The following is a 26351-nucleotide window of genomic DNA, read 5'->3' as shown; positions in this document are numbered from 1 at the left end:
GGGTGACGAGGACGACGGTACGAGGCTCGGCGCGCTGCAATGCTTGGAAGCGCTCGTGCACTTCCGCGCGGGTGATCGGGTCGACCGCGGAGAACGCCTCATCGAGCAGCAATAACGGGGGCTCGAGCATCATCGCCCGGCACAACCCGACGCGCTGGGCCTGGCCGCCGGAAATCTCATGCGGATACCGCCCAAGCAACGTCCGGGGCAATTCCATCATCTGCATCAGCTGCTCGATGCGAGCGTGCAACCGCGAGCACGGCCACCCCTCCCGCTCGCCAAGGATGGCCATATTGCCGCGCACGGTGAGGTGCGGGAACAGACCGATCTGCTGCACCGCATAGCCGATACGCCGGCGCAAGCGCGGCAAATCAGCGTAGTCCAGCGCCTCGCCGAACACCAGCACTTTCCCGGAATCCGGTCTGAGCAGGCCATTGATGAGCTGCAGCAGCGTGGATTTGCCGCAGCCGCTCGCACCGACCACCGCCGTAATGCGCTGTGGCGGCAACGCCAAATCGAGCTCGCGAAACAGGCAGTGCCCGGCGAATTGCTTGTGCACACGGAGGAATCGGACCGCGCTGGGCTCCGAATCGGTGTTCATATCAGTATCGTACAGTGCGCTCCCGTGACGGCGCGCGGCAACCGGCCGCAGGCGCGGTGTATTGCCATCGAGCCTACGAAAGCGCACCGACGCTTGCAATCGTGCTCGCAGCCCTCACGGCCAGCGGCGAAGGTGGCGGCAAACCCGCGCCTCAGTGCCCTTGCCATTGATCGCGAGCCTGCCGCGGACGTTATGCCAGCTCGCCGCCACTCCACCCTTCTGAGTCGGCCATTAACGCGTTAGGATCGGGCCAGCACCGTTGCATCAAGCGGCCACGGCGGCGCGCACAGCGCCGGCATCACGGTGGCTCGCTCGCGCCCGTGCTCTGCGCAGCACACGAGATCAACCTCAGGAGATGCCCTATGCCGCAGCCGGTATTCGAGGACGAGCAATACATACGTGCCCGCTACGACCGCGTGCCGGCGAGCCAGGGCGCATTGATCACCACCGTGCTGCTTCACCACCCGCCCGTGAACGCCCTCTCGGAGCGGGTCCTGGACGCGCTCGCCCGGACCCTCGAGCACTTGGAAACGCACGAGGAGGTCCGAGCCGTCGTTCTCACCGCCCGCGAACCGGGCGCCTTCTGCGCCGGCGCCGATATCCGCGAGCTGCTGACGACGCTCAAAGAGCCGGCTCAGGCGCGGGCACTGGCCGCCAAGGCGCACTCGCTCCTCGCCGGCATCGAGGCCATGCGCAAACCGGTGATTGCCGCCATCGACGGTGTCGCGCTGGGCGGGGGCTGCGAGCTCGCCATGGCTTGCCACTACCGCATCGGCAACGAGCGCACGCGGATGGGTCAGCCGGAGATCGGGCTGTTTCTGCCACCGGGCTTCGGTGGCACCCAGCGCCTGCCGCGTCTGCTGGAAGCGGCGATTGCGGACACCCAGACCAGCATCCCGGTTGCGCTCGGCTGGCTGCTCTCCGGGCGCGTGATCCGCGCCGATATCGCCAAGGACGCCGGCTTGCTCGACGAAGTGGTCGCCGGTCCGAGTGATGTGCTCAGCCGGGCCCGGTTGCTCGCCGCGCAATGTGCCCGTGGAAGCCAAACCCCGGTGACCGAAGCGATGGGGTTCCGCCGCCAGCAGCGCTCGCAGTGGGACGAATCCGAGGTGCTGGACTGGGCGGAGATCGAGCAGGACCCGTATCTGCAGCAATGTCTGGCGCAGGCCCGCTACGCGGGCCGCGGCAAGGTCGCCGAAGCCATCATCGAGGTGGTCAAGACGGGGCTCGAGGAGGGGATCGAAGCCGGTCTGGCGGCCGAGGTCGACGCTTTCACCCGCTTCGTGATGGACCCCGAGCACGGCGGCAAGAAAGGCATACGCTTGTTCCTCGAAAAGCGTTCTCCGCCGCTGCCGCTGCGCCGCCGCCCCCAATTCAGCGCCGAAGAGCTCAAACGCCTGGAGGATGAATATTGGCTCCTGCCCCTCGGCAGCCCGTTCGCGCCCGGAGTGACTCCGCTGCCGCAGATGCAGTACGCGTGGGCGGTGGCGAAGGATCCCGCCACCGGCGAAGCCGACCACGGCGCGCCGCGGGAGAAAGAGAAAGAAATCGTCGTGGAAGTCGAACGGCCCGGACCGAACGAGGCGCTGCTCTACGTGCTCGCCTCGCCGATCGAGCGCACCGATGTCGCGGCCATTACCGGCCGCCCGCGCTGCGTCTTCGAACTGCACGATGAGGACGAGCACATCACCGGCTCCGGCGGCCTCGGCCTGGTGGTCGAGCTGGGCGAAGGCGTCCAGGCGGAGGGCCGCCTGCGCATCGGTGACGTGGTGAGCGTCCACCCCGGGCGCTTCGAGCTGCTCGACCCGCAAGCGGGTGCGGACTCGATGCGGGCGCGCTTCGTCCACCAAGGCTATGATACGCCCGACGGCTCCCATCAGCAGTTCCTGCGCGTCCAAGGGCCGCAATGTCTCGCGCTGCCCGCCGGATTGCCGCTCGAGGCGGCGGGCAGTTTCCTACTCGGCGCCGGCACGGCCTATCGCTGTCTTCTCAGCATCCTCGGGATCCGCTCCGGCAAGCGCATGCTCGTGGAGGATCCGGCGCGCGAGAGCGCTCGCTGGGCGGTCGATCTGGGCATCGCCTTCGGCGTGGCGACCACGGCGCTCGTAGGCAACCAGGAACACGCCGCGACCGCGCGCAAGCGCGGAGCGAGCGCCGTCGACCGCACGGCGGACCGCCTCGCCGGCGGTTTCACTCCGGTGCCCGCCGATCCCGATCGCTGGGCGCAATGGCAAGCGCAGGGCGAGGCTTGGCGCGAGGCGGTGCGCGCGCAAAACGACCAGGCGTTGATCGACTATGCCGTCTCCCATGGCGACGAGGATGTCTTTCCCCGCAGCTTCCAAGCCCTCGCCGAGGGCGGCGTGATCGCCGTGCAAGAGGCATCGACGAGCGGCCCCTTGACGTTCCTGGGCAAACCGGGCAAGGCCGACCCGGCAGAGATGCTGCGCCGTGCCAGGCTCCGCCCGGGCGAGGCCGTGGTCGCCTATTACGGCACGGACGCCAAGGACGACGACCCCGTGGGGCGACAGTTGCTGGACGCCCTCCGCGCCACTCGGGCGCGCGTTGCCGTGGTGACCCGCACCGACGGCCAGGGCGAGCGTTTGCGCTCCCTGGGATTGGGAGATGGGCTTGCCGGCATCCTCTCCATCGAGACACTGGAACGCCGCGAGCCCGCGTTTCGCTCGCCCAATGCGGCGCCGGAGCGGACCGCGGCCGGCGCGGAGAACGAGGCGACACGCACGTTGACACAGCACACCGTGAGGCCCCTGGCCCGGGCCCTCGCGCGGTTGCTCAAGTGCTCCGGCACCTCCGACTGCGTGGCCGATCTCATTGTCGAGCGGGCCGCGCAGGACACGCTCGACGTTTCCACCCGGCTGCTACGGCCTCATACCGGCCGGATCGTCTATTGTGAGGATATGGCGGGACGACGGTATAGCTTCCATGCCTCAGCGGTAAGCCACGGCGAGCGGCGCATCCTCATGCCGAGCGCCCGCATCCTGGGGAGTCACTTGTGCAATTCCGCCGAAGCCGAGGAAGCGCGCCGGCTGGTCGAGAGCGGGATTATCGAGGCTGGTCCGGTGCATCTGTTCGATTGGCACGAATGCCCCGACGCCCATCAGGTGCTTTGGGAGAATCGCCTCGACGCCCTCACCGGCGAGGCGGGCCGAGCGATGCTCAATCACGCCCTGCCGAGCAAGGGTCTGACAAGCGTCGATGATCTTATCGTGCGCTGGGGGAGCCAGAAGGTGCAACGCGGGCGTTGAAACGCGGTCAAACGGCTAGGGGGAAGGCCCGACGGATCCGTAAGGCCAAAGGGTAGTGGAACGCAACGATCGAGGCGCCTTCCTTCCCGCACGCACCGGAGTTGTGCCGTGGGCTTTGGTTGAGGACATCCACATGCCGAAAAAACCCCCTCCCGATGCCGCCAAGCTCGACCGGCTCGTGGCCGCGGCGCAGCGTGAGCGCGCGCAGCGCGAACGCGGCTACCGCGCGCAGGCGCTGAAGCTCTTCGCGTGGGTCTGCGCGCGCTGCACACGCGAGTTCGACCGCAGCAATCTGTCCCTGCTGACGGTGCACCATAAAGATCATGACCACGACAACAACCCGCCCGATGGCAGCAATTGGGAGTTGCTCTGCGTTTACTGCCACGAAAACGAGCACAGCCGTCAGCTGCAGTCGGGCAGCCCTGGTAAGGGGGCGGGCTCGCACGTCTCGCGAGGCACCTACAAACCATTCGCCGATCTCAAAAAGCAATGGGAGCACAAGCCCGACCGCTGAACGCCACGGCGCGTGGTCACTTCCGCCCTCCCTGGCGACAGGCATCGATCAGCGCCGAGCATTGCGAGATGTCCTCGATGCGAGTCCCGTCACGGCCGGTGAAGACGACGTTGGCGACGCGGCCCTTGTTCAGGCTGAACAGCGCCTTGCAATAGCGCTCGGAGGCACCCTGAGCCGCCGGCTCGGTCTGATAGACCCATTGCTCGAAGCCGACCGAGGGGTCCGTGGCAAAGCGCTCGTGCGGTGCCCCGGCGCACGCCTGCAGCGCCTCGCGGCCCATGCCGACGAGCTCGCGGCTGATTGCGGCACCCGCGACGTGGGGGCCATCGGCCTTGGCACCCGCTCCGACGCCCTCGATCTGCTCCTCTACGCTAAGCTCCTCCTCCCGGCCGATGCTACAGCCGATTACAAGCGCCGCGAGTGCCAGCGCGGCACATCGCTTGAGCGTCGGAAGGGGTCGTTGTGATCGCCTCATCGACGGCGCTCCGTCAGTCCGCGCTGCCGACGCGCGCTTCGTCGATCAGCCGTTTGCAGGGCGCATTCTCGGCGAGCCCCGGTTCCATGAAGGCAAGCGCCGAGGCCGCCGGTGTCAGAACCGCCCCCAGCACGGCCGCCGTGCCCGCGCGCACGGCGAGTGCCCCAGCCGATACCCCAACATCGAACGAGCGGAACGTCCCGGACACCTCGATCGGGGAACGCGCGGTAAGCACGCCGACATCTTTCGGATGGGCCAGCAGCTGCATCCGGTACCGCTCCGTCCCGAAATTGACCTCGCCGTCCGCCGTAATCAGGCTGTCGCTCGTGTCGATAAGAAACGCCCTGGTCTGCACGCGGCCATCGACCATGCCGAATGCCGCCACGGTGCAACGCAACGGCACCCTGGTCGGCGGCTCCTTTTCACCGACGTCGAGCACCATCAGCGTCTCCAGCACATCGAGGCCGAGCGCCTCGATGGCGAGCGCGTTCATCCAGCCGTCGTCGATGACGAATGCGGCATCGCCGTTCGCCGTCGACAACGCCTCGCGGATGGACTGACCCGTGGTCTGGAATTGCAATCGCCCCACCACCTCGCCGTCACCCACCATACCCTCGGCGACCTGCCCCAGATCGAAGCTGCTCACGCGAATATTCCAATAGGTGGTAACGGGCGTGCGGCGGGCGTCGATGCTGATTTCGGAAGCAATCTTCCCTCCCGCCGCCGCCATTTTCGCCGGCGACAGGGCGAGCACCCCTCTGTCGAGGTCCAGCGTGACCTCGACATCCCCGAGCGGCCAGCCAGGCGCCAGTACTTCGCTCGCGCTGAATTTGACGTGGGCATCCATGGCCCGCACCCGCGCCAAGTCCACAGGCGCGTCCGGCAGGACACGCCTTTGCTCGGCGTAGCGCTCGGCGTAGCGCTCGGCGAGTCGGCGCTGGGTGGGATTCACGGTCTCGCCCTTGCCGGTCGCCGAGGGCGCACCCACCGCCACGCCGAGATCGTCAAAATCGAGCTTCTGCGAGCGCAGATCACCCGTGACCCGAGGACGCTCGCCGGAGAGGTCCGCGCGCAGCGTACCGGCTAGATCGCTGTCGCCGAGCCGGCCCTCGAATTCGCGGAATCGCCACACATCACCGTTTTTGTCCAGACGCCCGTGCAGGCGGTAAGGCGGCGTGGCGGGCGCGGCCAGGCCGGTCAGCGGATAGAGCTCGGCGGCGTTCTGGCCGCTGATCTTCAAGCGCAGGTCAAACGCGGCGAATTCGAGCGGATTGCGCAGCTCCCCGGAAACAGTCGCACGCGTCTCGCCGATCCGCAGCCGGCCGTTAACCGGATAAGGCACGTCTTTGCGATGAAGCTGTGTGAGCGAACCGCCGGTCAAAGACACCTCGAATGGACGGTTCTTCACGGTTCCGGAACCCTTCAGCTCCACCGACTCGCCGCCGGTGCCACCGGTCACGGAGTTGACGTCAGCCCGGATATCGATCCCGGCCGCCGCGTCCGCATAGTCGAGCAGGCCGCCTTTGATGCTCAGGCGGCCGATGCGCGGGAATTCGCCGCGCCCTTCCGGGGCGGCTATTTCTTCAGCGGGCCCGCCGAGGTTCCAGTTCGCCGTCCCATCGCTGCGCCGGCGTAGAAAGATACGCGGCGCCTCGAGCTCAATCCGCGGCAACCGGATGGGCTCACCGAATACCGAGAGCACATCCACTGCCACCAGCGTACGATCGATCGTCACCATATTGGCCCGCTGGCCCCACTCGGCATTGGCAAGCTCCAGGTCGTTCACGACAAGCCGCAACACCCAACCTAACTCCACGTCGATAGCGCCGTTAATCCGCACCTCGCGCCCGGTGGCGGCGCTCAGCGCCTCCTCGATCGGCTCACGCAGACGATTCCAGTCGAAGACGGCGACGAAGACAAACACCGCGATGACCATGAATCCGACGACGGCGAGGAGTCCGATCAGAATTCGCTTGAGCATATTAGGGTTCGACCGGGCGAGGGCATCGATACTCTTGTTCCAGCAGACTCGTCGATGGGAGACACCGGCCAGCACGCGGGAAGAGGCCTAACCCGACCCTGGCGCTTGGCGCCGGGCGAAACGTATCGGTCGGGCCGGCAACACCTTCCGCCGGAGAGCCGTTACTGTGTGAGACAAGTTTTCTCCCGCAGTGACTCAAAACCGGCCGAGCGACGCCAGGCCGGCGCCGCAGTGCGATCAAGGGGCTTCGCAACGCTAGCGCCCGCGCTGACTGCTCAGGGGCTCTGGTAGACTTGACTGCGCCGTAGCCGAGCTTTGCGGAGTCGACTCATGCTTGTTAACTGCGTCGCTTATCAGGAAGGTAAGAAGCTGCGCGACATACCGATCTCGGAGATCGGCGCGTATCTCAAGCGTCCGGGTTGCTTCATCTGGGTTGCGCTGCGCGACGCCGAGGCCGTCGAGCTGGCTCAGGTGCAACGGGAGTTTCAACTCCACGAGCTGGCGGTGGAGGACGCCCAGCACGGTCACCAGCGCCCCAAGATCGAGGAATACGACGACTCCTTGTTCGTCGTCCTGCATACCATCGAGCTGGCCGACGGCGAGCTGTGTAAAGGTGAGATAGCCGTGTTCGTCGGCGCGAATTACGTGGTCTCGGTGCGCAGTCGCAGCCAACACAGCTTGCTCAGCGTACGTGCCCGTTGCGAGCGCGAGCCGCATCTGTTGCGCCACGGCTCCGCCTTCGTGCTCTATGCGCTGATGGATGCGGTAGTCGATCGCTATTTCCCAGTGGCCGAGGAGCTGGAGACGGAGCTCGAGACACTCGAAGAGCAGATGCTCACCAAGGGTTCAGAGCGCAGCAGCATACAGCGCCTCTACCGCCTCAAGCGCAAGGCCATGGCGCTCAGGCATGCCGTGGTCCCGCTGACCGACGCAACGGGGCGGCTGTTCGGCGGACGTGTACCTTCCCTGTGCAGCAACACGCAGGAATACTTCCGGGACGTCTATGACCACCTCCAGCGCATCAATACCACCGTCGAGACCATTCGCGAGACCATAACAACCGCCATTCACGTCAATCTGTCGATGATCGCCATCGATGAATCCGAGGTGAACAAACGGCTCGCCGCCTGGGCGGCCATCTTCGCGGTCGCCACGGTCTTCGCCGGGATCTGGGGCATGAACTTCAAGGCCATGCCCGAGCTGGACTGGAAATACGGCTATCCGGTCGCGCTCGCCGTCATCATCGCAGTCTGCGGATATCTCTACTACCGGTTCCGGCGCGCCGAGTGGCTTTGAGGTAATAGGATCGGTGAAGAGCGAGCAACGACGCGTGCCGGCCACCATGACGCTCGTGCTTTCGCGGGTGCATCGCCGTCTGTATTCCCCTTCCAAACGCGCTCGCCTACCGCGGCGCCACAGGCCGCACCATCCGTACGTGGATTGCCCTGCTCCGCCCCGACCCTCTATATAGTTGGTACACTGATTCGGGTTCTTTGAGATTGAGCGGCGATTATGAGCCACGGTAAACGCCACGCGCTGTGGCGCGCGCTACGCGTCCTCAGCAAGCCGGCAAGGGTCGATGCACAGAAGAGTGGCCTGGTATTACATCCGTACCGGGGCTACGGCTCGACTGAGCAGATTTTCGTCATCGGGCGCGTGCTGCGTCAATCCCGTTTGGGAGAGGCCCTGCGGGCAAAACGTGGTTTGGGCTACGATTTTCTGGCCGCGGCCAAGCATTTCACTCGCCGGGGTGCGCCCGCGGTACGCCTTGCCGCACGTTTCTATGGCAACGAAACGCAAACGACGACGGACCGCGACGGCTATTTCCGCATACAGATGGCCCCGGGATCGGCACCCGCCGCCGGGCGTCTGTGGCACACGCTCGAGATCGAGGTCTTGGAACCCGCTATCGGCCTCAAGTGCCAAGCCGAGGTGTTCATCCCGCCGGCTTCGGCCCGCTTCGTGGTGATCAGCGACATCGACGACACGGTGATGTACACCGGCGTCGCCAACAGGGTGATGATGCTGTGGCGGCTTTTCATTCAGGACGCCTCCAGCCGCGTGATCTTCCCCGGCGTCGCCGCCTTCTACCGCGCGCTGCATCAGGGCGTCTCGGGCCATGAGACGAATCCCCTACTGTTCGTCTCGCGCGGCCCCTGGAGCATCTACGAAATGCTGGATGCCTTCTTCAAACTCCATGAGATCCCCGGCGGCCCATTGCTCTTCCTGCGGGAGTGGGGGCTGACCGTGCAACGTCCGCTGCCACGCCGGGCCAAGGAACACAAGCTTGATTTGATCCGCCACATGCTGACGTTGTACAAGGACTTGCCATGCGTATTGATCGGCGATAGCGGACAGCACGATCCGGAAACCTACGCCCGCGTGATCCAGGAGTACCCCGGCAAGGTACACGCGATCTACATTCGCGCCATCACGCGCGCCGCGCGCCGTACCCAGGAAATCGAAGAGCTCGCCGAGCAAGTCGCCGCCGCCGGCAGCACGTTGGTGCTGGCCGCGGACAGCTTCAGCATGGCCGAACATGCAGCGCAGGAGGGGCTGATTTCGCCCACCGCGGCAGCGGCTATCGCCGTGGAACGCCAAGCACAACAAGGTGAAGCGCTGGCCCGTCCCAGCCCCGAAGTCCACGGGGCCACCGCCTCCGCAGGCGGGACTGCGAGGGGGACACGCGGGCGCCGCAGCGCGCGGTCGCGAAAGACCAAGGAGAACGCCCGACCGACTGATACCGCCGCGCAGTCCGGCGACGGGATAGAGCGACGGGAGCAGAAAGGTTGATGCACGCCACCGCTTCGAGATTAGTACCTTCCCTCGGCGCGCCGCAATGCAGCGCTTCGCCGTCTTGGTAGCGCTTAACGCATTACCGGGAAGCTTTTCTGGGTGGGGCAATCGACACGGAAGCCTCCGACTCGATTGACTTCATTGGCCGGCGGCGGGGGAGAATGCCTTTCAATTTTCCTTTGCGTACCCGAGACTCCTGGCGGGCGCGTAACCCGTATCCTGCCACCCCGCCCGCCGCTGCGAACAAGGGCAGCAGGCCCAAGGTCACGAACTGCAGCGAGAGCAGTCCCACACCGACGCCCACGGCGCCGACAACCGCCGCCCCCACCTTGAAATTCGCCTTGGCGTGAGCGCGGCTCGTCTCTTTGTTGAATTCTTTATAAGTTTGCTGAAATGCGCGGTTTTTTTCTTTCTCAGTGGACACCAGCAATTGCTCGCGCTCCCGTACCGATTCTTCCCTCAGGCGCGCGAGCGCATCCTTTTTTATATGATTGGCGATGGACGCGAACCAAAAGGCGGTCAGAAAGCTTGCGATCAACGCCAGCACCGCGAAGAGCGCCCAGTTGACGGCCGGAGTTTGCATGGCGGCGACGACGAGCATCGCTGTCGCACCCTGGACGATGACGAGCCCGACAAGGAACCTCAACGTGGACATAGATCACCCTCTCAGGGCAAACCGGCTCTCACCCGACATAACGATTTAGACCATAGCGGAACCCGCTTTAGCCCGCAATCGCCGGCCCAGAAGGTAACACCATTAGCTCTCGTCTACGCTCCGGGCGCGTGCTCCTCATCCAAGAGGGCCCCTATACCATGGTGGCACGCATTCCTCCCCTCGAGCGGTCCGCACCAGCAAAGTCCGCAACGCCCATTCCGGAGCAGAGCCGGGGCACCCAAGCGCCGCTCGATCAGGTTGGCGCTCGAGGTGTAGACAACCAACAAGGGAAAAATAGGGAAACATGCCGGATCGATAATCCGCCGGCATTCAGGGACTCACGCGAAGCTGACCCCGGTCTGTGAAGGGAGGGCGCCCGAAACGCTCTGAGGCCGCTTGAGCCTTGCCACCGGGTTCTCATCCCCGCAGGCGGCGGCCGTCGCCACCTCAAGGGCACCGAAGCCGTCGGGTAGGCGCTACGGTAGCGCTGCGCCAGCTCCCGCCGACGCCACCTTCGCCGGCTCGCCGACCTCGCTGCTCTCGCCGCAAATGCGCAGGGCGACGCGCGTGCCGACACCCGGTATCGAATCAATTGACAATTGCCCGCCAATCATCACCAGCCGGTCGGATATGCCCCGCAAACCGAACCCACCGCCTTCCTTGCCGGAGGCAAGCAGCGTTCCCGCATCGAATCCCCGGCCCCGGTCCTCGACCCGCAGTACCAGTTCGCCGTTCTCGCGATACAAAGCGAGTTCGGCCTCTTTGGTTTCGGCGTGCTTGACAACATTGAAAAGGAGCTCGCTGACCATCTGCACGAGCACGCCGCGTGTCTCGGTGTTGTTGATCTCCCCAGCCTCCTGCGGCGTAAATCTGACTTGCAGACCGTGCGCCTCGCGCATGTGCCCGGCGAGCCACCATAGCGCCTCGGACAAATGGTTGGTTTTCATCTCCGGTGGCTTGAGCTCTGTGACCAGGATCCGCGAGACGCGAATCGCCTGTTGCATCTGCTCGCGCATGCCGTCGAGCACATCGGCGAGCGAGCTCTGCAGCTCATCCGGAAGCTCGCGGCGTATGGCATCCACCCGCAGGAGCTGGCTGCACATCAGTTGCTGGAGATCATCATGGAGAACCTGCGCGATACGCGCCCGCTCGCGCTGCTCGCAGAAATTGAGTGCCGCCGCCAGATTGCGCACCTGCGCCGTGCGCTGCGATACCCGCTCCTCCAGGTTGGCGGTAAGCTCGCTCAGCCGGGTGCGCTCCGCGTCCAGATCGAGCAGCAGCCGCTCGCGTTCCAACTCGGCTTGCCTCCGCTCACTGATGTCGACCAGCAAATTCACTGCCCCAAGCAGGTTCGCCGATTCATCGCGGATGGGATTCGCATAAGCCAGCACATTGCGGCGGGAACCGTCGGGACGTTCGATGACGATCTCATGGCCGTTGTATTCCAAGTTCTCGCGCAGCGCGCGTGCCATCCAGCACTGCTCGTGAAAAAGCAAGGTGCCGCTCGGCGTGCGCAGCTTGAAAGAACCGCAGAATCGGTCCTCGTGATCGTTCAGCTTCGGCGCCCGGCCCCATAGCTCGAGCGCACGCGGGTTGAAATAGGTGATCAGCCCCTGCGGGTCGCACATGTAGGCCCCGACCGGCAGCGTCTCCAGCAGACGCCTGAACTGTAACCCTCCCGAACCCAATGCATCAGGCCGTAACCGTATGCCGACCAATTGCCGCTTGATTTCTTCCAACATCCGCTTCCTGCCCGGCTCGCGCAAGCCTGCTACCATAGGCACCGTAAACGCTGAGATCGTCTGATGGTTCGCACGCACGAGACCGCGCGCGGCGACGCTATGATGAGCGCCCTACGCCTTTGTAGATTCACTTGACACACCGCTCAGCGAATCGCCGCGCCGCTCGAAACGAGCAAGGGCCCACGGCGCCACGCGCGTGTCAAACGCAATCAATATAAGTCATGGGCTGATGCCCGGCTACCGAAATGCTGAGAATCTCGCCGCGAATACAGATCCCCGAGCATGAGCTCGAGTTCAGCGCGATCCGCGCTCAGGGCCCAGGTGGTCAAAACGTAAACAAAGTCGCCAGCGGTATTCATCTGCGCTTTGACGTCCGCGCCTCATCCCTCCCGGAACGCTACCGTGAACGGCTATTAGCGCTGAGCGATCAACGCCTCAGCAAGGAAGGCGTCCTGGTCATCAAGGCGCAGCGCCGGCGCAGCCAGGAGGCTAACCGGGAAGACGCCCTGAATCGCCTGCGGGATCTGATCCACAGCGTCATGGCACCGCGTAAGCCCCGTGTACCGACCAAGCCGACGCGAAGCGCCCGCAAAAGGCGCCTGGAGAAGAAGGCCAAGCACGGTCGAATCAAGGCGTTGCGCGGCAAACCTGTGATTTAGGCCCCCGCAGCGTCACGCGCGCGGTATGGATTCTCAGGCGGCCGCCTCTCGCCTGATCCAGGTCAAGGCCGAAACCGCCAACTGTGCTAGGGTTCGCGCAAGTGGCGTAACTTTTCCCGGCGCTGGCCAAGCGGCCACCCGGATTTGCACCCTTGCCGCGGTGGCCGAGACTGGCCCGCGACCCACAGGCGGCTGATCGCACGATCTCTCGCTAGTGTCGCTTGCCGAAATTGTTATCGCGATGCGAATGTTGCATGGATCCGTATGAGCAAGTGAACCAGCGCCACCCGGGCGGCGCAGGCCGCGCATGGCGTCGCGACGCCATGACGGTCGCGCTGGTTGCCCTACCCCTGCTGGCGTGCGCGCCGTGGGGCGCGGTGATTGTGACGCGGTTCGAGTCCACGCTGCGCGAGCAGTTCGTGCAAAGCCTCGATACCACCCTGGGGGCGACCCATGAAACGTTGCGGATGTGGGTAAACGTGCGCAAGCAACGGCTCCAGAACATCACGGAGGACCACGGGTTGCAAGCGCTCGTGAGCTCTATCCTGCGCGCTGCGCCGGGACGGCCACAGCGCGCGGCGCCTGCCGGGGGTATCGCGGTACGAGAACAGCTGAAGCAGATTTTGCGCGGCCACGGCGACTGGCCCTATTTCATCGTCGAACCGCGCCTGAGACGCATCGCGTCGAATCGACCCGATTCACGGGCGGTGGAGTTGATTGCTCGCCGGCGGCCGGACCTTATGACCCGCCTCTTTGACGGCGATGCCGTGATCGTCCCGCCGCTTGCCCCTGAACCGGGCTCCGATGGTGATGGCCAAGCGGGCGCCTCGCGGCCCTCCATGTTCGCCGCGGCGCCCATTACCAGCGCCGATGGTTCGGTTCTCGCCGCGCTGATAATCCGTATCGACCCCCTCAATACTTTCAGTGACGTGGCTCACATTGGGCGCATCGGTCGGTCCGGAGAGACCTATTTCTTCGATCGGCAGGCACGCATGCTCACCGCGAGCCGCTTTACCGAGCAACTGCGAGAGATCGGCCTCATCCGCGACAACGCCTCGAGCGTGCTCCATGTGACGATCCGCGATCCGGGGGTCGACCTGACGGCAGGAGAGACTCCGAGCGTGCCGCTCGCGCAGCGCCCGGTAACGAAGATGGTTCGCGCGGCGATTGCGCGTCAAGCCGGTCATTCGGCGTCGGGCTATCGCGATTACCGCGGCGTGAGAGTCCTCGGGGCCTGGCTGTGGGACGAGCAGCTCGGGATCGGGCTCACGACCGAGATCAACGAGAAGGAAGCGCTTGCAACCTATTACGCCACCCGCGATTTGTTCGTGTCGGCGCTGGTACTCACCGTCGCCATTGCCGGCGCCACACTCGCCGGATTGCTGACCCTGCGCCGCAGGACGGCAAGACAGATCGAGACACTGGCCATGTTTCCGGATAAGAACCCCATGCCGGTGCTGCGCATAGACAGGCCCTGGACCATCGGCTACGCGAACAGGCCGGCATTGCCATTTCTCAAGCGCCTCCGGGATGCCAACGGAGACCTGGCGTTGCTGGAGTGGCGTGATATGGCGGCGCGCATTTTCCGTGACGGCCGCCATCGAGCCCTGGAGATCGAGCATCACGGCGCCGTCTACTCCTTCGTCCTGACCCCGCTTCCCGCGAGCGACATCATTTATGCGTATGGCCAGGACGTTACCCAGCAAAAATGGGCGGAAGGCCACCTCCGGGAACTGTCCATTCGTGATAGCTTGACCGGCCTGGCCAATCGTCGGCACTTCGACGAATTTCTTGACCAGCAATGGCGGCGATTGATGCGGAGCAACGCTCGGATTGCGTTGCTGTTTATCGATATCGATCACTTCAAGCGATACAACGACCGATACGGCCATCAAGCCGGGGACGCCTGCTTGAAAAGAATTGCCGCCGAGATCGCGGCGACCTCGCGGCGAGCCGGGGACTTGGCGGCCCGCTACGGGGGTGAGGAATTCGTCGTCGTGCTCTCTTTGGTGGGAATCGACGGTGCAAGACAGGCGGCGGAGACATTACGCGAAGCCATCGAGAATCTGGCGATCCCGCACGAGGATTCGACTGCCGCAAAATACGTAACGGTAAGCATCGGTCTGGCCTGCACCGTGCCGAAGGCGACGCTGTCGACCAGCGATCTCGTTGAGGCCGCGGATAAGGCGCTTTATCGCGCGAAAAGTCAGGGTCGAAATCGCAGCGAATATATGGTGCTGAAGGCAGACTCGGCGCAAGCGTCAGACGCGCGCGCGCCGGCCTCCGGGCATTCTCAGTAGGCTGCTAAGCCCACCCTTTTCTTGCCCCCGAACTGCCGCAGGCTCGGGCAATGTGCGGGAGGGCAAGCGGCGGGAGTGGATAGCCCCCGCCGCTTCGCTCTGGCTGGCTCGGGCGCCTCAGGCGCTTTGCGTCTGGACGATGGCCCCGTTGAGATTGAAGGTGTTGTGACCGCCGAGTCCCACAGCCGTGTTGTTGATATGAGCCGACTGGAACTGCTCGGTAACCTTCTTCGTCATATGGCTCGGGTACAAAGGGTAGCGCTTGAGGTAACCGCCGTACCAGCCGCCTTTCACCCGCAGGCTCGCCTGCCGGTCCAGAGTCTCGGTCGCGCTGAGGTCAGATATCATGAGGTTTGCCATTTTCTTGCTCTCCTGGAAATCGTTTCGGTTGTTGCTTGACTGAGCCTTTATTCGAGAGCTGCTTTGCTCTCTCGCCCTTGAAAAATGCAATAGCTATACCAATTTGCTCATTACAATCGATTTAATTTTTATGATCATGTTTATCAAAAGGATATTTTTTGTTTCCCCGGCACAGACGGCTTTAGAATAGGCGTTGGCACCCCGATCTGTGTTTTCCGGGAAACAACAAACATCCCGGTACTTGCTTCTGAAATCCAACAGATCACCGGCGCCGAGCACAAGACAAGCTTCCGGCCCGTGGGGCTGGCATACTGTTTCATTGAACACCCGCAATCGGTCGCACTTGCATGAACACCGAACCGGAAGACTCGACACTGACACGCCTTGTCTTCGACAACCGCTTCACCCGTGAGCTGCCGGCGGACCCGCAAAGTCACAACCGGCGCCGCGTGGTAATCGGTGCCTGCTACTCTAGAGTGCAGCCGCGGCCCGTGGCCGCGCCGCGCCTGGTGGCCTTCTCGCCTGAGACGGCGGCGCTGCTCGATCTCGGGGAAAACGAGTGCCAAAGTGAGGCCTTCACCGATATCTTCGCCGGCAACCGCCTGCTGCCAGGCATGGACCCGCACGCGACCTGTTACGGCGGACACCAGTTCGGCGCCTGGGCCGGTCAGCTTGGCGACGGGCGGGCTATCAATCTCGGCGAAATCGTCAACGCCCGCGGTGAGCGCTGGGTGCTGCAGCTCAAGGGGGCCGGCCCCACCCCCTATTCTCGGCAGGCCGATGGTTTTGCCGTGCTGCGCTCGTCGCTGCGGGAGTTTCTGTGCAGCGAGGCCATGCATCATCTGGGCGTACCCACCACCCGCGCGCTCAGCCTGGTGCTAAGCGGTGAACAAGTCATGCGGGACATGTTCTACGACGGGCGGCCGGCGCCCGAGCCGGGCGCCATCGTCTGTCGCGTGGCACCGAGCTTCACGCGCTTCGGTCACTTCGAGATACTGGCCTCGCATCAGGACACGAAGCTATTGCGCCAGTTGATGGACTACACGATCCGAACCGATTTCCCCCACCTCGGCGAACCGGGCGAAAAGACCTACATCGCGTGGTTCGAAGAGGTCTGCCGGCGCACCCTGACCCTGGTCGTGCATTGGATGCGGGTCGGCTTCGTGCATGGCGTGATGAACACCGACAACATGTCCATTCTCGGCCAAACCATCGACTACGGCCCGTATGGGTGGCTGGAGGGCTACGACCCGGACTGGACACCCAATACGACGGACGCCGTCGGCCGGCGCTACCGCTTCGGCGAGCAACCGCAGGTAGCCCTGTGGAATCTCACTCAGCTCGCCAACGCCATACTCCCGGTGGTCGGCCAAACCGATCCGCTGCAGCGGGCCATCGCGAATTACGCCAAGGAATACGAGCCCGCATGGCTGGCGATGATGGCGAGCAAGCTCGGGCTCAGTCGCGTCGACCCCGCGCAAGACAAGCCGCTGTTCACCGAACTGCTGGAGGTCATGCAGCTGGTCGAGACGGACATGACGCTTTTTCATCGCCATCTTGCCCGGCTCGATGCCGCACACCGGCAGGCGAGCGATGAGGCGCTGCTCGAACCGCTCATGCCCGCCTATTATGCGCCCGAGGCCCTGAGCGCCGAGCACAGGACCCGCACCACCGCCTGGCTGCGCCGCTACCTCGAACGGGTGAGCATGCAGGAGGGTGGCGATCGCGAGCGTCAGGCAGGCATGAACCGCGCCAACCCCAAGTACGTGCTGCGCAACTACCTCGCCCAGCTCGCCATCGATCGCTGTGAGCAGGGCGATTATTCGCTGTTGCATGAACTCTTGGAGCTGTTGCGTCGCCCCTATGACGAGCAGCCGGACAAGGAGCACTTCGCCGCCAAGCGCCCGGAATGGGCGCGCGAGCGCGCGGGCTGTTCCATGCTCTCCTGCAGCTCGTGAGCGTGCGCCGGCGAACCCTTTACACGGCCCCCGCTTCGAGCCGGCGACGCAGCGCCTGGAAGCGGCGCCGGTACTGCGCGGCCGTCAGCCCCACCTTGCGGCGAAAGAGTCGGCCGAAAAAGCTCGTATCCTCGTAGCCCACCAGATTCGCCACGGCCTCGATCGGCTCCTCCGAGGTTTCCAGGAGGTGTTTGGCCTCCTCCAGGCGCAGGGTCTGGACGTACTCCATCGGTGACATGCCCGTGGCGCGCGTGAAACGCCTCGCGAGCGAGCGCGCCCCGAGCCCGCTAAGACGCGCCATTTCCGCAACCGGGTTGTTCCGGTCGTAGTGTTGAGCGGCCCATACCTGGCACTCGGCGATTAGCGCATCGCTGGCCTGTCGGCTGCGGGTGAGCGCAGCGAAGGGCTGCTGGCCGACCTCGTGCCAATCCACCAGGTGGAGCCGAGCGAGCCGCATCGCCTCCTCGACTCCGAGAAAACGCGCCACGACGAACAAGCCCACATCGAGCCAGGATGTCCCGCCCCCGCCCATAATGATGCGTTGCCCTTCGCCGGTGATCACCAGCGCACGTTCCGGGTGAACGCGAACCTTGGGGTAGCGGCTCGCCAGCGCGTCACAATAGCCCCAGTGGGTCGTGGCGTCACGACCGTCCAACAAACCCGCCTCGGCAAGCAGCAGAGCGCCGGTGCATGCCGCCGCCAGGGTGGCGCCCGCAGAATAGCAGCGCCGCAGCCACTCGTATTCCATGGGATAACGTCCGACAAGGCAGGCGCCGGGGCTGACGAACACCTCGAGAACGCACACCACATCGGGGACGTGCTCCGGTAACAGCGCGCGCTGGGGCGCGACCCAGGCGCCGTTGGCGGCGTGAAATCCCTCGCCGTCGGCGGACACGATGGTCGGACGGATGCGCGGCTTACCCGGTGTGCCCTCGATCAGCAAACTCCAGTCCCGGCCGGCCGAACAGAGCAGGTCGTACATGCCGTAGAGCGTGGAGGCGGTGGCCTCCGGCACGGCAAGGAGCGCAACGTCGAGCAGCCGGTCGGTTCGAGACATGGCGGATTCGGCCGGTTTCGGTCCCAAATGACTTTATCATTTGCAGTGAGCCGGCCGTAACGTTTCCCTGCCAATCACCCCAAACCGGCCACGGAGGCTCACATGACGAACCCAATGCGCACGACGGGCGAGCGGATTCCCGCCGCCGATCGCACCGAGGCTTTCGAAGCACGCCTCGTCAATGCCTTGAACGAGGGCGGGCTGTTACTGATGATCTCGCTCGGCCACCGCACCGGCCTTTTCAATACCCTGAGCGGCGCCCCGTGGCTGAGCAGCGAGGCGATCGCAGAGCGTGCCGGTCTCAACGAGCGCTACGTGCGCGAATGGCTCGGTGCGATGGTGGCCGCCGGAGTCATCGAGATCGAGCCACGCGCGGCGACATACCGCCTGCCGGGCGAATATGCCGCATTGCTGACCGACCACGGGTCCGCCAACCTCGCCGTCTACGCGCAGTTTATCCCGCAGCTCGCTGGCGTGGAGGAGGCAATCCTGCAATGTTTTTACAACGGCGGCGGGGTGCCATATGAGCGCTATGCCCGCTTTCACGAGGTCATGGCCGAGGACAGCGGTCAAACCGTGCTGCCGGTGCTCTTCGATTCCATCCTGCCATTGGCCGCCGATCTGACCGAACGGCTGGAGACGGGCATTCGCGTACTCGACGCGGGTTGCGGCCGGGGCAAGGCACTATTGCAGTTAGCGCAGCGCTTTCCGCAAAGTCGCTTCACGGGCTATGACCTCTCGACAGAGGCCGTCACGTGGGCGAGCGAGCGTGCCGTAGCGGCGGGGCTTGCCAACGTGAGCTTTCAGGCGCGGGATCTCAGCGACTTCGACGAGACGGCAGAAGTAGGCGCGTTCGATTTCGTCGCGACCTTCGATGCCATCCACGATCAGGCGCGCCCACTCAACGTGCTCACGGGCATCCGGCGTAGCCTTGCGCCGGACGGCGTCTATCTCGCCCAGGACATTCACGGCTCCAGTCACCATCACGACGATCGCGACCATCCCCTGGGCACGTTTTTGTACGCCGTCTCCTGCATGCATTGCATGAGCGTCTCGCTCGCTCAGGGCGGCGAGGGCCTCGGTACCATGTGGGGGCGGGAGCGGGCGCTGGATTACCTGCGCCGCGCCGGTTTCGAGGACGTCGTGGTACACCGCCTGCCCCACGATGCATTCAACGATTACTACGTCTGTCGCGTGTGAAATACCATCCGCCTCCGCCGCATGGGCGCCGCTCCGGCGGCGGAGCCGGCGCGAAACCGCTCATCCGTCTCGAAGTGGGGTGCTGGGACCGGCATCTCCAACGATGCTGTGTACGAAACGGCGGCAACACACCTCGGACGGGCGGACGAGGGCAATTTCGGCTTCAGGGAGGCGCGCGCTTCAATGCCGGGCTAGCATCATGAACGTCCAGCCCGACACCAATAACCCGAGAGCGCCGACAAGCATGCTGGCGAAGGGCAGCAACAAGGGCAACGCGCGTACCGGCGCCCCGCGCCGGGTCAGGGAAAAAAATCCCGCCGGGCCTCCGAGCAGCGCCACGCCGCCCAGGTAGAGTCCCCATGTCCCCAGCACGCCAAAAGCCACCATCACGATAATGGCCATCGCACAGGCGAAACCGAGCATCGCCCATGCATGCATGATCAGGCTGAGGATTCCTCGGCGGCCGCCATCGGCTTGAGTATCGGGGCGTGTCATGGCCCGGCTATTAGAGCAAATGGACATGTCTGGGTCCAGCCCCATTACCTCAAACGAGCGCCTCATCTGGCCATCAAGATCGATCCGTCCCTCGATAAGCTCCAAGCGCTCATCGAACCAGCCGATGCCATAGCCACCAACCTCGACGCCCAGGATGCTGGCCGGCAGACTCGCGGACCCCGGTCCTCCAACGTGATTGGGGGTAAAGCTGGGTATTGGGCGACCGAGCATGGCCGCTGAGCCGGCTCTGGAAACACTGCGAACTATCCAGCCGCACCAACTTCGGATCGACCAGCAACCCTTCACAGAGTTGACCCGAATGCCGCACGAGCAGCGATCGCTGTACGACGAGCTGGAGGTATGGCGACTGGAGCAGAACGTACTGAAGTGCCAAAATGAAGCGGTCCGGCCTCGTCGGATCAAAAAGGTACGGCCCTATCTCTCAAAACCCCGGAGAGCCGGTGGGCTCGTCTACCGCTCCTGCAACACAACTCACATCGATTCCTCGCGTGTGCAGTCGTAGTTCCAGGGCTCGGTGATCGAACTGGCCAGCGGCCGCGCACGTCAGCGTGGCCGCTCTGTGCAATACCAGTTGTGCGGTGTGTCCCGGCTGTGGCGCTGGAACGTGGCGACAGCCTTATCGTTCAGCTCCCCCATACAGGCCCATCCGTCGCGACCGCGACGCAGGCTCGGATAGACGCGGGGAGTGGGGTGCCTCGGACGGAAAAGACGAAAAAGCGGTTTTATAATGCCTATACGCCAGCGTGCGGATGCCAAGAAACAATCATTTTCGACGGCCTCATTTGGCCAAAAAGGGAGTCAACGCGGTGTCCAACTCGGATTGCGATGGTTGCCCGATCGGGGAGCAGCTCAGCTTCAGCGTCACCATACTCGACCGCGCTTCCTATATGGATCGGGACGATTGTCCTGAAGCCGAATTCCTGGCGACCGGAAAACGGGGGGGCAATGTGGCAATAAGCTCAGCAACGTGGCGGTTGAACAACGTCTATGATCGCCCCACTCGGCGGCGACTGGCGGGCTTCACCAGCGTTGTACGTGAAGCATTCGGTCAGCAAGAAAAGACCATCCCTCCGTCCCTATGGGCGACTCATACGAATGACGCCATGTTCCCGCAGCGCCTGCGGGAGGCCGTGCAGGCCTTCTCCAATGCGCTCGCCCGCTGCAACGCGCGCCGCTCGCGAATACTCCGGGTTTATGCCTACCTCTGGCTACTCTGGCCCGGTAATCTGATTCCCGATCGGCCGGGAATTAAGATTCCGCTCACACCGCCGATGCCGCTTCGCCTAGGGAGCTCGAAGACAGGCTATAAGCTCCACCGGGCTATAGTCCAATTGCGGAACCGCTATCGTTCGTCCAGGTTTTGCGATGTCTCGGATGGCCCGCCTGGCGCGAATCTGACAGATTCGCGCACAAGCAGCGTGGGCGGAAACTGAACCATGTTCTGGAGGCTGAGGAATCGTATTCGATCATTGGTCGCTGACTGGAAAGTGATACGGGGCGCGGTTCGCGAGCACGGCAAGGCGGCGCGGGAAGCATCCGGCAAGCCTATCACGAGCCAAATCGCCGAAATCATGGCACTGCGCCGAGGTCGCGGCCGACTGGCTCCGGATGAATACTACCAATACTGTCTATTCGACGATCAGCGCTATACCTGGGAACAGAAGCGTGAATTCCTCGGCCGGCAACTGGAATACGATCTGTGGGAGCTATTCGGCAGCTGGCGGTGGCATGCGATCGCCAACGACAAGCTGGTGACACATGGTCTGTTCCTGTCCATGCAACTGCCAACGCCGCAGCTCTACGCGCTCTTTCATCCCGTCCGCGTTTTTGGATCGCTCCCGGCGCTGAGGGATGGCGCCAGTCTCGCCGCATTCCTGCGTTCCAAGGTTTCCTATCCGTTCATCGCAAAGCCGGTATTGGGCATGTGGGGCAAGGACATTTATTCGGTCAAGGAACTGGATGCGGCTACCGGCGAGCTGGTGCTGGTCAACGGGTCGAGGATTCCCGTGGAGGAGTTCGCGGCGCAAGCCGCCACAAAGTCGGCCGGAGGCTACTTGTTCCAGGAATTGCTGCAGCCTCATACCTCAATCGAAGACCTGTGCGGACGCAGGATCTGTAGCGTACGGATGGTTACCGTGCTCGATCCGGAGCCGAAGCTTATCAGCACGCTATGGAAGATCGCGGTAGGCCGCTCGATGGCCGACAACTACTGGGAACCAGGCAATCTGGTCGCCCCCGTGGATGCCTCCAGCGGCGTAGTGGGCGAAGTCATCACCGGACTCGGACTCGCTCGTCGGGTGGTATCGGATCATCCGGACACCGGTCGCCGACTCGTAGGCATCACGTTACCGGATTGGGAGGAGGCAGTGGATCTGTGCCTGCGCGGAACTGCCTCGCTACCCGGGCTGAGAATGCAGGCATGGGACGTGGCGCTGACGGATCGCGGCCCGGTGCTTCTCGAGGTCAACATCATCGGCGGACTGCGCTTACCGCAGTTGGTGGTCAATGCCGGACTGTATCGCGGCGCTCTGCGCGCATTGTTGATCGATCATGGATACACATGAACCGCGGCGCGCTTCAAGCTGCGCGTTGCCCGGGGCGGGAGAAAAACCAATGGGTAAGGTCGTGAACGAAATCCGCCAAGCCTATCGCGACTTGAAACGCACGCCGCGCTATACCCAGGAGACGCCGCTCGATCAGCATCAACGGATGGCGCTGGACGCCGTCATAGGGGATCCCACGATTGCGCATCTGCTACCGCAGGTAGAGATCGTGATTCGCAGCAGTGCCGTGTATCTTGCGGTCGACGGCGGCCGCGTTGCGCTCGGGATCGACCTGCTGCAGGATGCCGCGCTCGCTCGGATTCACCTGCGGCACGGACTGGAGCACGTAGCTTGGCTGCGGAGCGCCAAAGACGAGTCGGCGGCCGCGGCAGCTGCGCTGCTGGCTCTTCATACCGTTTATGCTTACTGGCGACAGATGCCATTCGATGATCGCCAACGGGTACTGCAGCGCAGTTCGTCGCGACTGCGCGAGGTTTTCGCATCCCTCGAACAGGCCCACGGAGAGCGGGTCTCTCCGCGAACGCTGGCCGAGCGTCTCATTGGCGCATGGCCAATGGTCGTCACGCTCGACAGAAGGTTGTCCTCTATCCCCGCCGATTTTGAAGCGATTGCCCGACGTGTAGCAGACGCGCTTACGCTGGCCCAACCGGTCGAACGCGTGCTTACTTTCGGGGGCGACGCCCGTCTTCTGCTGGAGGCCGACTCCAGGCTGAACAAGTATGGTTGTAGCCCATTACCGAGGCCCTGGGCTGTGACGTTCTCTACCTGCACTGCCACATCGATTTCTGATCTGGCCTTTCAGGCGGCTGAGCGCCAGCGCCAAGCACTGTTCAGCGCAGCCGCTGCGGGCCGGCTGGAAGCCGGATTCGCTGAAGCCATGAAAGGGATCCGGAACGAATTGACCGAGACGCTGCAGTTGGGAGAAGTACCCGGCGTGCGGGTCATACTCTCTCCGTCTGGAACCGATGCCGAGCTGATCGCTGTGCACTGCGCGTTCAATACTAGCAAGGGCCCTCTTTTGAATATTCTGATCGCACCTCGCGAGATTGGCAGCGGCAGCCGCCATGCCGCTGCGGGCCGGCACTTCGACCACACGACTCCGCTCGGAGGTGCGGTGCAGCCCGGATGCGCGATCGATGGCCTGGATTGCGAACGTGTGCGCGTACAGGAACTCGAGTTGCGTAATGACGCAGGGCATGTGCTGCCTGACGATGAGGTAGCCACTCATCTGCAGTCGATGGTGGAAGCGGGCATTGAGCGCGGCGAATCCGTCCTTATTCATCTGCTCGACAGCTCTAAGACTGGACTGGGCGCGCCGAAGATGGACCTCGTCGTCGATCTGCGAGCCCGTTACGTCGATAAAGTATCCATCATTGTCGATGCGGCACAAATGCGCGTGAGCCGTAGAAATCTGCACCGTTACCTGCGAAATGAATGTTACGTTATCGTTACTGGCTCGAAGTTCTTCACCGGGCCACCGTTCTCGGGCGCTCTGCTAATTCCACCAGCCGCTGCGCGTCGAGTGGAAAGAGCGGAACCATTTGCAGCAGGTTTAGCGCATTACTGCGGACGTTATGAAATCCCCGAAGAATGGCGCCATTTGGCCGATCACCTTTCAACTGGTCTGAACTTCGGGCTGATCCTGCGTTGGCGTGCGGCGCTATGGGAGATGCGCGCCTTTTTTGCAGTGGATCGGCATACGCGCCGCCAATGGTATGCGCGATTCGCGGAACGAATCAGGCGAAAGATACAAAGTTGCGAGCACGTGGAACTCGTGGAGGCGCCTCCTTATCAGCGTGGCGATATTCACGACGATTCCGCATGGGATGCTGTTCCCACGATATTCACATTTCTGATCAAGCGCGGGAATCGCCTGCTTTCCTATGACGAAGCGGCATCGGCTTATCAGTGGTTGAATACCGACATATCGGAGTGCCTACCGGAGTCCGCCACGGCTCATCGCAGCAATGCGGCCGTTTGCTGCCATGTTGGGCAACCAGTCCGTCTTCGTATGGTCAATGGGCAGTGGGCCGGAGCGCTGCGCATCGCCCCGGGTGCGCGCCTTGCTTCGCGAGTCTGTTTCGATTCCAGTATCGGCGCCAGCACCGAGGAACGTCTCACGCAGCAGATCGAAGCCGCTGGTATGGTGTTTGACAAGCTCGCGGTGATTTGTCGTTACTGGGATGATATCGCGGCACGCGTTAGCCATAGATCAGCGCGGGCTCTTCGCGGCCAGGCCGCGGCCAGCTAGAGACCCAGCCACGAAGTGGTCGATGTTGTTCACGAGCTCGTGCACGATGCGATAGGAGGCTCGCCGAATCGCCTGTTGGGTGATAAGCCCGAATCGCCGCTCGACCTGATTCAGCCACGAAGTGTAGTTCGGCGTGACGTGCACGCGGAAGCGGGGACGTCGTGTAAGCCAGTTCTTCACCTTTTGATGCTTGCGTGGCGTAGTTATTAAGCACCAGATGAACATCGGGGTGGTTGGGGACGTTCGGTTGGATGTGGCGCAGGAAACTTAGGAACTCCTGATGGCGATGGCGCTTTTTGCACTTGGCAAGCACCTCCCCCCGAGCCGTACCGAGCGCGGCAAAAAGCGTCATGGTGTCATGACGGACATAGTCGTGGGTGATCCCTTCAACGTAGGCGAGGCCCATCGGGAGCACGGGCTGGGTGCGCTCGAGTGCCTGCACCTGGCTTTTCTCATCGGCGCAGAACACCAGCGCGTTCTCCGGCGGATTCAGATACGGCCCCACGATGCCGCGCACCTTCTCGACGAAAACGAGTCATTGGAGAGCTTGAAATGATTTCGTTCGGTGGGGTTGCAAGCCGAAGAGCTGAACGTAGCGATGAACCTGGCTCTTCGATCCCTGTAGCCTCGGAGACACTGCGCGTCGGCCAGTGCGTCGCCCGATCGGCTTGGTGTCGAGCACCATCAAAATAACCCGCACCCGTCGGACCAAACCGTGAGGCATCGAACGTGATCGAGCAACCGATTCAACTTGCTCGCGAGTTCCTTCGCAGACCGTTGTGTAGCATATGCAAAAAATCCAAAGGGAGCATTGCAATCCATGCAGCACAAGATCATTTCCATTGCATGCTTAATTGTGCTGTTGGCCGTATCCGGAATTGCCATGACAGACCACCGCCCTGAGCAAAATTCAGACAGCAACGAGACCGGTCAACCTGACGCCGACGCAGTAGCGACAGCTGCTGCACAAGTCCTCGATGATGAAATGAAGCAGCGCTCCAAGCGCCATATTGCAGATATTCTTATTCGGGCCAGTCGGTGTATCGCCGTCGTTCCAAGCCGACTAAGGCTGGGGTTGGTGGTGGCCGGCAGCTATGGCAACGGTATTGTAAGCTGCAGAATCGACGAACATCAATGGTCCGCGCCGGTTTTCTTCAGCTTATCAACTGTGAGTGTCGGGCCTCAAGTAGGAATAGAGTCCACGGAGCTTGTCCTATTGTTCATGGACCAAGGCCTGAATTTGCTCGCGAAGGGAAAAGTCGAGTTAGGCGCCGACATTGAAGTCACAGCCGGAACATTAACCGCCTATAAAGAGATTTTCATTAAACCGGGTTCAGTTGTCGCTTATCAACAAAGATCGAAAGGCTTATTTGCCGGCGCCGACATCGAAGGCGCCACAATTATAATAAACGATAATAAGAACAGACAGGTATATGGCTACGGTTTTGACCTAAAAAAC

The 26351-nt window shown here is 63.2% G+C and carries 21 protein-coding genes and 1 pseudogene; 11 read left to right on the top strand and 11 right to left on the bottom strand.

Annotated features, from left to right (window positions below; all coding sequences use genetic code 11):
* Nucleotides 1-601: ATP-binding cassette domain-containing protein (locus AC52Q4_RS07080; RefSeq protein ID WP_495536098.1), on the bottom strand; the 601-nt coding region annotated here is incomplete at its 3' end.
* 362 nt (nucleotides 602-963) lie between these two features.
* On the opposite strand from AC52Q4_RS07080, the gene AC52Q4_RS07075 reads away from it, so the two are divergent.
* Both AC52Q4_RS07075 and AC52Q4_RS07070 read left to right on the top strand, forming a co-directional pair.
* On the top strand, nucleotides 964-3864 hold the full coding sequence (locus AC52Q4_RS07075; protein WP_495536097.1) for an enoyl-CoA hydratase-related protein: 2901 nt from the start codon (nucleotides 964-966) through the stop codon (nucleotides 3862-3864).
* Between the two features lie 133 nt (nucleotides 3865-3997).
* Nucleotides 3998-4378, top strand: coding sequence for a YajD family HNH nuclease (locus tag AC52Q4_RS07070; RefSeq protein WP_495536096.1), 381 nt, complete (start codon nucleotides 3998-4000; stop codon nucleotides 4376-4378).
* A 16-nt stretch (nucleotides 4379-4394) separates the two neighbouring features.
* Here AC52Q4_RS07070 and AC52Q4_RS07065 read toward each other — a convergent pair whose 3' ends face one another.
* Together AC52Q4_RS07065 and AC52Q4_RS07060 are read right to left on the bottom strand one after the other, a co-directional pair.
* Nucleotides 4395-4853, bottom strand: coding sequence for a hypothetical protein (locus AC52Q4_RS07065; protein WP_495536095.1), 459 nt, complete (start codon nucleotides 4851-4853; stop codon nucleotides 4395-4397).
* A 13-nt stretch (nucleotides 4854-4866) separates the two neighbouring features.
* Complete coding sequence (locus AC52Q4_RS07060; RefSeq protein WP_495536094.1) at nucleotides 4867-6834, bottom strand: AsmA family protein; 1968 nt, start codon at nucleotides 6832-6834, stop codon at nucleotides 4867-4869.
* A gap of 330 nt (nucleotides 6835-7164) precedes the next feature.
* On the opposite strand from AC52Q4_RS07060, the gene corA reads away from it, so the two are divergent.
* Nucleotides 7165-8130 carry a magnesium/cobalt transporter CorA gene (gene corA, locus AC52Q4_RS07055; RefSeq protein ID WP_495536093.1) on the top strand — a complete coding sequence of 322 codons (966 nt, stop codon included), beginning with the start codon at nucleotides 7165-7167 and terminating at the stop codon, nucleotides 8128-8130.
* A 216-nt stretch (nucleotides 8131-8346) separates the two neighbouring features.
* Nucleotides 8347-9627, top strand: a complete 1281-nt coding sequence (locus AC52Q4_RS07050; protein ID WP_495536092.1) for an App1 family protein phosphatidate phosphatase — start codon at nucleotides 8347-8349, stop codon at nucleotides 9625-9627.
* A gap of 82 nt (nucleotides 9628-9709) precedes the next feature.
* Here the strand turns inward: AC52Q4_RS07050 and AC52Q4_RS07045 are convergent, their stop codons facing one another.
* Together AC52Q4_RS07045 and AC52Q4_RS07040 are read right to left on the bottom strand one after the other, a co-directional pair.
* Entirely contained in the window at nucleotides 9710-10285 is a 576-nt protein-coding gene (locus AC52Q4_RS07045; protein WP_495536091.1) for a hypothetical protein, read from the bottom strand.
* A 476-nt stretch (nucleotides 10286-10761) separates the two neighbouring features.
* Nucleotides 10762-12063, bottom strand: a complete 1302-nt coding sequence (locus tag AC52Q4_RS07040) for a sensor histidine kinase (RefSeq protein ID WP_495536090.1) — start codon at nucleotides 12061-12063, stop codon at nucleotides 10762-10764.
* Between the two features lie 209 nt (nucleotides 12064-12272).
* Here AC52Q4_RS07040 and arfB point away from each other — a divergent pair, with 209 nt between their 5' ends.
* Both arfB and AC52Q4_RS07030 read left to right on the top strand, forming a co-directional pair.
* Nucleotides 12273-12686, top strand: coding sequence for an alternative ribosome rescue aminoacyl-tRNA hydrolase ArfB (gene arfB / locus AC52Q4_RS07035; protein WP_495536089.1), 414 nt, complete (start codon nucleotides 12273-12275; stop codon nucleotides 12684-12686).
* Nucleotides 12687-12940: 254 nt separating this feature from the next.
* Nucleotides 12941-14986 (top strand): diguanylate cyclase domain-containing protein, encoded by a 2046-nt coding sequence (locus AC52Q4_RS07030; protein WP_495536088.1) that lies wholly within the window; start codon nucleotides 12941-12943, stop codon nucleotides 14984-14986.
* Nucleotides 14987-15103: 117 nt separating this feature from the next.
* Here the strand turns inward: AC52Q4_RS07030 and AC52Q4_RS07025 are convergent, their stop codons facing one another.
* Nucleotides 15104-15346: a hypothetical protein gene (locus AC52Q4_RS07025; protein WP_495536087.1), complete on the bottom strand. Its 243-nt coding sequence runs from the start codon at nucleotides 15344-15346 to the stop codon at nucleotides 15104-15106.
* A 347-nt stretch (nucleotides 15347-15693) separates the two neighbouring features.
* Here AC52Q4_RS07025 and AC52Q4_RS07020 point away from each other — a divergent pair, with 347 nt between their 5' ends.
* Entirely contained in the window at nucleotides 15694-17304 is a 1611-nt protein-coding gene (locus AC52Q4_RS07020; protein WP_495536086.1) for a protein adenylyltransferase SelO, read from the top strand.
* A gap of 19 nt (nucleotides 17305-17323) precedes the next feature.
* On the opposite strand, the gene AC52Q4_RS07015 is transcribed toward AC52Q4_RS07020, so the two are convergent.
* The gene (locus AC52Q4_RS07015) at nucleotides 17324-18361 is read right to left on the bottom strand and encodes a GlxA family transcriptional regulator (protein WP_495536085.1); all 1038 of its coding nucleotides are present in this window, start codon (nucleotides 18359-18361) and stop codon (nucleotides 17324-17326) included.
* 114 nt (nucleotides 18362-18475) lie between these two features.
* On the opposite strand from AC52Q4_RS07015, the gene AC52Q4_RS07010 reads away from it, so the two are divergent.
* Nucleotides 18476-19561 (top strand): class I SAM-dependent methyltransferase, encoded by a 1086-nt coding sequence (locus AC52Q4_RS07010; RefSeq protein WP_495536099.1) that lies wholly within the window; start codon nucleotides 18476-18478, stop codon nucleotides 19559-19561.
* Between the two features lie 180 nt (nucleotides 19562-19741).
* Here AC52Q4_RS07010 and AC52Q4_RS07005 read toward each other — a convergent pair whose 3' ends face one another.
* Nucleotides 19742-20287 carry a hypothetical protein gene (locus AC52Q4_RS07005; RefSeq protein WP_495536084.1) on the bottom strand — a complete coding sequence of 182 codons (546 nt, stop codon included), beginning with the start codon at nucleotides 20285-20287 and terminating at the stop codon, nucleotides 19742-19744.
* A gap of 1226 nt (nucleotides 20288-21513) precedes the next feature.
* On the opposite strand from AC52Q4_RS07005, the gene AC52Q4_RS07000 reads away from it, so the two are divergent.
* Nucleotides 21514-22641, top strand: a complete 1128-nt coding sequence (locus AC52Q4_RS07000; RefSeq protein WP_495536083.1) for a sugar-transfer associated ATP-grasp domain-containing protein — start codon at nucleotides 21514-21516, stop codon at nucleotides 22639-22641.
* Nucleotides 22642-22654: 13 nt separating this feature from the next.
* On the opposite strand, the gene AC52Q4_RS06995 is transcribed toward AC52Q4_RS07000, so the two are convergent.
* Nucleotides 22655-22828, bottom strand: coding sequence for a hypothetical protein (locus tag AC52Q4_RS06995; protein ID WP_495536082.1), 174 nt, complete (start codon nucleotides 22826-22828; stop codon nucleotides 22655-22657).
* A 3-nt stretch (nucleotides 22829-22831) separates the two neighbouring features.
* Nucleotides 22832-23140: a hypothetical protein gene (locus AC52Q4_RS06990; RefSeq protein ID WP_495536081.1), complete on the bottom strand. Its 309-nt coding sequence runs from the start codon at nucleotides 23138-23140 to the stop codon at nucleotides 22832-22834.
* A gap of 54 nt (nucleotides 23141-23194) precedes the next feature.
* Between AC52Q4_RS06990 and AC52Q4_RS06985 the strand changes: the two genes are divergently transcribed.
* Nucleotides 23195-24892, top strand: coding sequence for a hypothetical protein (locus tag AC52Q4_RS06985; protein ID WP_495536080.1), 1698 nt, complete (start codon nucleotides 23195-23197; stop codon nucleotides 24890-24892).
* A 6-nt stretch (nucleotides 24893-24898) separates the two neighbouring features.
* Here AC52Q4_RS06985 and AC52Q4_RS06980 read toward each other — a convergent pair.
* Nucleotides 24899-25560 (bottom strand): annotated as a pseudogene (locus tag AC52Q4_RS06980) (IS630 family transposase); the annotation flags it as partial.
* A 152-nt stretch (nucleotides 25561-25712) separates the two neighbouring features.
* Here AC52Q4_RS06980 and AC52Q4_RS06975 point away from each other — a divergent pair.
* A partial coding sequence (locus AC52Q4_RS06975) for a lipid-binding SYLF domain-containing protein (protein WP_495536079.1) occupies nucleotides 25713-26351 on the top strand: 639 nt, incomplete at its 3' end.

The organism is Nitrococcus sp. (assembly GCF_059432795.1).
This window is presented reverse-complemented; position numbering and strand designations above follow the sequence as displayed.

What these genes read in the sequence shown, in the direction of transcription:
- AC52Q4_RS07075 (WP_495536097.1), top strand. Translation starts at nt 964, where the DNA reads ATGCCGCAGCCGGTATTCGAGGACGAGCAATACATACGTGCCCGCTAC.
- AC52Q4_RS07070 (WP_495536096.1), top strand. Translation starts at nt 3,998, where the DNA reads ATGCCGAAAAAACCCCCTCCCGATGCCGCCAAGCTCGACCGGCTCGTG.
- AC52Q4_RS07065 (WP_495536095.1), bottom strand. Translation starts at nt 4,853, where the DNA reads ATGAGGCGATCACAACGACCCCTTCCGACGCTCAAGCGATGTGCCGCG.
- AC52Q4_RS07060 (WP_495536094.1), bottom strand. Translation starts at nt 6,834, where the DNA reads ATGCTCAAGCGAATTCTGATCGGACTCCTCGCCGTCGTCGGATTCATG.
- corA (WP_495536093.1), top strand. Translation starts at nt 7,165, where the DNA reads ATGCTTGTTAACTGCGTCGCTTATCAGGAAGGTAAGAAGCTGCGCGAC.
- AC52Q4_RS07050 (WP_495536092.1), top strand. Translation starts at nt 8,347, where the DNA reads ATGAGCCACGGTAAACGCCACGCGCTGTGGCGCGCGCTACGCGTCCTC.
- AC52Q4_RS07045 (WP_495536091.1), bottom strand. Translation starts at nt 10,285, where the DNA reads ATGTCCACGTTGAGGTTCCTTGTCGGGCTCGTCATCGTCCAGGGTGCG.
- AC52Q4_RS07040 (WP_495536090.1), bottom strand. Translation starts at nt 12,063, where the DNA reads ATGGTAGCAGGCTTGCGCGAGCCGGGCAGGAAGCGGATGTTGGAAGAA.
- arfB (WP_495536089.1), top strand. Translation starts at nt 12,273, where the DNA reads ATGCTGAGAATCTCGCCGCGAATACAGATCCCCGAGCATGAGCTCGAG.
- AC52Q4_RS07030 (WP_495536088.1), top strand. Translation starts at nt 12,941, where the DNA reads ATGGATCCGTATGAGCAAGTGAACCAGCGCCACCCGGGCGGCGCAGGC.
- AC52Q4_RS07025 (WP_495536087.1), bottom strand. Translation starts at nt 15,346, where the DNA reads ATGGCAAACCTCATGATATCTGACCTCAGCGCGACCGAGACTCTGGAC.
- AC52Q4_RS07020 (WP_495536086.1), top strand. Translation starts at nt 15,694, where the DNA reads ATGAACACCGAACCGGAAGACTCGACACTGACACGCCTTGTCTTCGAC.
- AC52Q4_RS07015 (WP_495536085.1), bottom strand. Translation starts at nt 18,361, where the DNA reads ATGTCTCGAACCGACCGGCTGCTCGACGTTGCGCTCCTTGCCGTGCCG.
- AC52Q4_RS07010 (WP_495536099.1), top strand. Translation starts at nt 18,476, where the DNA reads ATGCGCACGACGGGCGAGCGGATTCCCGCCGCCGATCGCACCGAGGCT.
- AC52Q4_RS07005 (WP_495536084.1), bottom strand. Translation starts at nt 20,287, where the DNA reads ATGCTCGGTCGCCCAATACCCAGCTTTACCCCCAATCACGTTGGAGGA.
- AC52Q4_RS07000 (WP_495536083.1), top strand. Translation starts at nt 21,514, where the DNA reads ATGTTCTGGAGGCTGAGGAATCGTATTCGATCATTGGTCGCTGACTGG.
- AC52Q4_RS06995 (WP_495536082.1), bottom strand. Translation starts at nt 22,828, where the DNA reads ATGCGCAATCGTGGGATCCCCTATGACGGCGTCCAGCGCCATCCGTTG.
- AC52Q4_RS06985 (WP_495536080.1), top strand. Translation starts at nt 23,195, where the DNA reads ATGGTCGTCACGCTCGACAGAAGGTTGTCCTCTATCCCCGCCGATTTT.